The 4,233-nt window shown below is 45.1% G+C and carries 2 protein-coding genes; both read right to left on the minus strand.

Translation table 11 applies throughout. The annotated features are described in order from the left end of the window. Positions 1-9: 9 nt before the first annotated feature. Positions 10-522 carry a PorP/SprF family type IX secretion system membrane protein gene (locus WBM49_RS07850; RefSeq protein WP_424371500.1) on the minus strand — a complete coding sequence of 171 codons (513 nt, stop codon included), beginning with the start codon at positions 520-522 and terminating at the stop codon, positions 10-12. Then, positions 522-4,233, minus strand: a 3,712-nt coding sequence (locus WBM49_RS07855; protein WP_424371501.1) for a Calx-beta domain-containing protein, incomplete at its 5' end; no start/stop codon positions are given. The genes WBM49_RS07855 and WBM49_RS07850, both read right to left, overlap by 1 nt.

Below are 4,233 nucleotides of genomic sequence, written 5' to 3' on the forward strand. Positions count from 1 at the left end.
GTACCAATCTTATGCGTATAAGAACATTCCTGCCCCTACGGTTGCGTAAAATTTATTGTAGACGGTGGTAGTATTTAACAAGGGTTCTGTATTCTCAAAATTACCTTTGGTAAAATCGATATCCAGAATACCCCCTCCCGCATCTATCCCAAATGACAAATAAGTATCGGATGATACATTAACCTGGAAAGAATAAGCCACGTCAAAAAAGGTCTGACTGGTAGGGCCCAGTTGATCACTTACCACGTTAAACCCTATTCCATTCTTGCCGTTGCCCAAAGGAATATTTGTGCCAAACCTTAGTGTTCGGGGAGCCCCGTCTATATCGATCCATTGAGCTCTGTATAGTGCAGAGATATCAGCCTTTTCTACAGATCCCACATAGGCCGGGTTAAAACTGCCAATATTGTACATGTATTGAGTGTACTGTGGTTCTAACTGCGCATACCCTATGGTAGTGTAAACTACGAACAAACATGTAAGGAGGAACGATCTTTTTATGTGTTTTGGTACCATCTGCATTATCGTAGTATTTGTATCCATCCTTTTCTCACTTCCTGTCCCTCACCAAAATCTAGCACATAGAAATAAGTGCCTTTTGGCAGGTCCCCGTTCTTCCCTATCCCATCCCAGGAATTATCATATCCAATGGCAGAAAAAACACTGTTGCCATACCGATCGAAAATCTCCAGAGAATTGTTCGGAAATAATTCTATGCAATTCACAATCAGGCGGTCATTGGTTCCGTCTCCGTTTGGTGAGAATTGATTATATTGAATACCGCAGTCATCCGGAATTTGAGGACTTGCATCAATATCTACAAAGGATACATTATTATCCACATTTCCGTCATTTGGTAAGGAGCTAAGTAAAGAAGCAGTATTCCGCAGAGAAGTAAATACTGCTAAGTCCATATTAATCTCCACAGTAATGGTTAAGGTAGCCACAGCACTTTCCAGGAGTTCTGGAACTATCCAAACACCTGTAACGGGATCATAGGTGCCCGTTGTGGGAGTATCCGAGACAAAGGTGAAGTTCTCATCTAATAGATCAGAAACTTCAATATCTACTACTCTAGTCATGGACAAGTTTGTAAGAGTGATGGTGAAAATCACCTGTTCCCCGGCAATTGCCTCAGTTACATTTGCCGTTTTCTCAATGGCCAGGTCTATGGGTTCCGGATTACAATCTTCAGTTAGGAACGGATCACAAGGATCTAAGGGATTACTTTCGCTAGAAGGAACCGCCAGAGTACTTGCATCATCTATATTGTTCACTTCCTCCCCATCAGTTAAGCCATCCCCGTCAGTATCCGGATTTCCGGGATCTGTTCCCAAAACTCCTTCTTCTCCATCGGTAAGTCCGTCGTTATCTGTATCCACTGCACAATCCGTGACGGTGATCGTTACGGTTACGGATTCGTTGACACAAGGTGCCTGGGCATCTGTGGTAGTATAGGTAAAGACATAATCCCCATCGGCCAGACCTTCAAAATTGACCAAATTCTCAGCTGAAATACTCAATGCCCCCCCTGAAGGATCGGATGTAATAGCCCAGGTCCCGGGGTCGGCGGCCTCCAGTTGGTCGTCCAGATCAAGGCTTGTGGGCCCATTAATGGCTACATTACAAGCGGTAGTATTACTTGGAACTCCTGCAAAAGGAGGATTAAATACAGTGGCTGTTACAGGAACCCTGGCGGAGATACATCCATTGGAATTTGACTCAGCATAAAAAGTGGTCGTTACCGTTAAGGTAGGCGTGTCAAAATCTTCTCCCTCTGCAAGGCTTGCTCCTCCGGAAGCTACGGCAAACCAACTTACGGTCCCTTCAGAAAAGATGGCATTTAAGGTAACCGAGCCTTCCCCGCATCGCTCTGCATCCGTGGTACTGTCTTGGACTGGAGTGGTATTGAATTCCAGGGTCACTTCCAGGGTTGGACTGGCACAATTTTCATCAATATCCCAGAAAAAGCCGTAATAGGTGCCCGGAAAATCAGAACTTATCTCTGAGTCTAACAAATGTGTATCCGGATCAAAAATACCCGCTAGATCTGCTGTCCAACGCAATTCAGAACCGGCTGGAGGGGTGCTGTTGGTATATTCGTCCAGATCCTGACTGGCAGCATCGCAGAATGCGGTGGGTACTGTTGGGTCTAAAACAGGCGCTAGGTCTCCGGCAGGACAAATATCATCATCTATAATGGTGGCAATCCCCTGGGGATCCCCTATGCTCACCAGCACAGAACTAACACTGGTTAGATTCATAAAGAAGTCCTCATTGGCCTGTTCCACCACCAAATCGTCTACCAGGGCTACTGGTATGGTCTGTGTTTCCCCATCGGTCCCAGCAAAACTTAGGGTGCCGCTGGTACCCGTGTAATCCTCTGTTGCAAATGCAGTATCATCAGCGGTGGCATAATTCACGGTAAATGCAAAAGGCGTGCTTCCTGTTAGGGTCACAGTAAATACAGCCTGGTTGGCGGGACCTTCGTTCACTGTAATGTCATCAATTGTGACGTTAGCCGCATCATTATCTGTGATACTTGCAACCCCTATGGTCTTGGAAATAGTAATATCACCCGGATTGACCACATTACTTAAGGTAACCAGAAAAATTTCACTTTGTTCTACAAAAGGATCATCAGTAATAGGTATTTGCAGAGTCTGTGTTTCCCCCGTGTCCCCTAGAAACGTTAATGTGCCACTGGTTGCTGTATAATCTGATCCTGCCTGAGCTGTGTTGTTGGAGGTAGCGTAATCTACTGTAAAGCCTGCTTCCACTTCCCCGGTCAGGGTAACGGTGAACTCCACTGAACCACTTCCCTCATTGAACGTTCTGTTATTGATGCTGATACTGGCTGTATCATTGTCGTTGTTGGTAACCGCTACATCGGGCACATTGGCTCCTGTAAGAATATCGTAGTTAGGATCTGTGGAGGAAACATTCCCGGTAACAATAGCATAGAGAACAGGTCCATCTACAAAGTTATCATTTACACCGGTTACTACTACGGAAACCCCGGTATCCCAGTTGGCTGCATTTAGGGTTACGCCGCCCACTGCAATGGTTCCTTCTCCCAGGTCGTTACTGCTCAATGGAATGATCACATCGCCAGATGGTTCACTTTCCAAAAATATGGTAAAGCTGGCGGAAACGCCATCTTCCGTTGTATTTCCATTGATAGGGGTTATAATTATGCCTACCGTATCATCATCACTATTAGTTACATTAATTATCTTATCATCTAAGGGGTCAGGCACAGCATTACCATTGGCAATTGTTGGGTCAAAGAAAGAATTACTGTTTAAAGCATCGATGCCAACAGTGATTGTATAATTTTGGTCCCCATCCACAAAGTCGTCATTGAAGGGAATTGCGGTCACCGTTCTTACGGTGTTCCAGTTACCACTGTTAAAAGTAAGACTATTTGCACTTAGCGTACCCTCTGTCGTATCTGAAGAAGAGAGAAGGAGTACCACATTTGTTGCCGGAGCTGCATCCAATACAACGGTAAAGTTCTGCCCGGCGCCACCTTCTGTAGTTGTTAAAGCCAAAGGAGAAACGGTAAATCCTGCGATGTCATCATCGGTAAAGCTACTACTTCCAATATTGTCTGCTGCCAACGTGGAATTCCCACTAGGATTACTTAAAGTCACTGTAACAGGTAGATTGGCCTGAACAATAAAATCGCCATTAGTGGTTACCGAAATGTTTTGAGTTAAAATAGTTGTATTTGCTGCGAAGGTAAGTGTGCCTCCGGTTCCATTTTCATTACCCCCGCTGATCGCGTAATCTACGGTGATAGGGTTATTTGGATCTGCTTGTCCGAGTGTTACCGCAAAATTTATAGTGGCAATCCCGGTATTACCCTCCAAAACAGGTGTAGGATCACTAATACTTATGGTGGAAGAATCGTCATTGGTAAAACTGCTGGTTCCTACCGCTTTTACAATGGTAGCGTTACCACTGGGACCACTGAGGGTTACAGTTATGGGCTCATCTGCTTCCACGGATGTATCCCCATTGGTAGTAACCTGTATATCCTGGGTTAGGGTTGTCGTGCCGGCCACAAAAGTCAGGGTGCCTGTATCAGTATCTTCGTTCCCCCCGCTAATGGTATATTGAATGGTAATATTATTGTTGGGATCCGCCTGGTCTAAACTTACCGTAAAATTTAAAGTACTGATTCCGCTGTTCCCTTCCGGTACAGAAGCCGGATCATTAATGCTTACG

Origin of the sequence: Muriicola sp. (assembly GCF_049669965.1) — a bacterium.
Taxonomy (GTDB): Bacteria; Bacteroidota; Bacteroidia; order Flavobacteriales; family Flavobacteriaceae; genus Muriicola.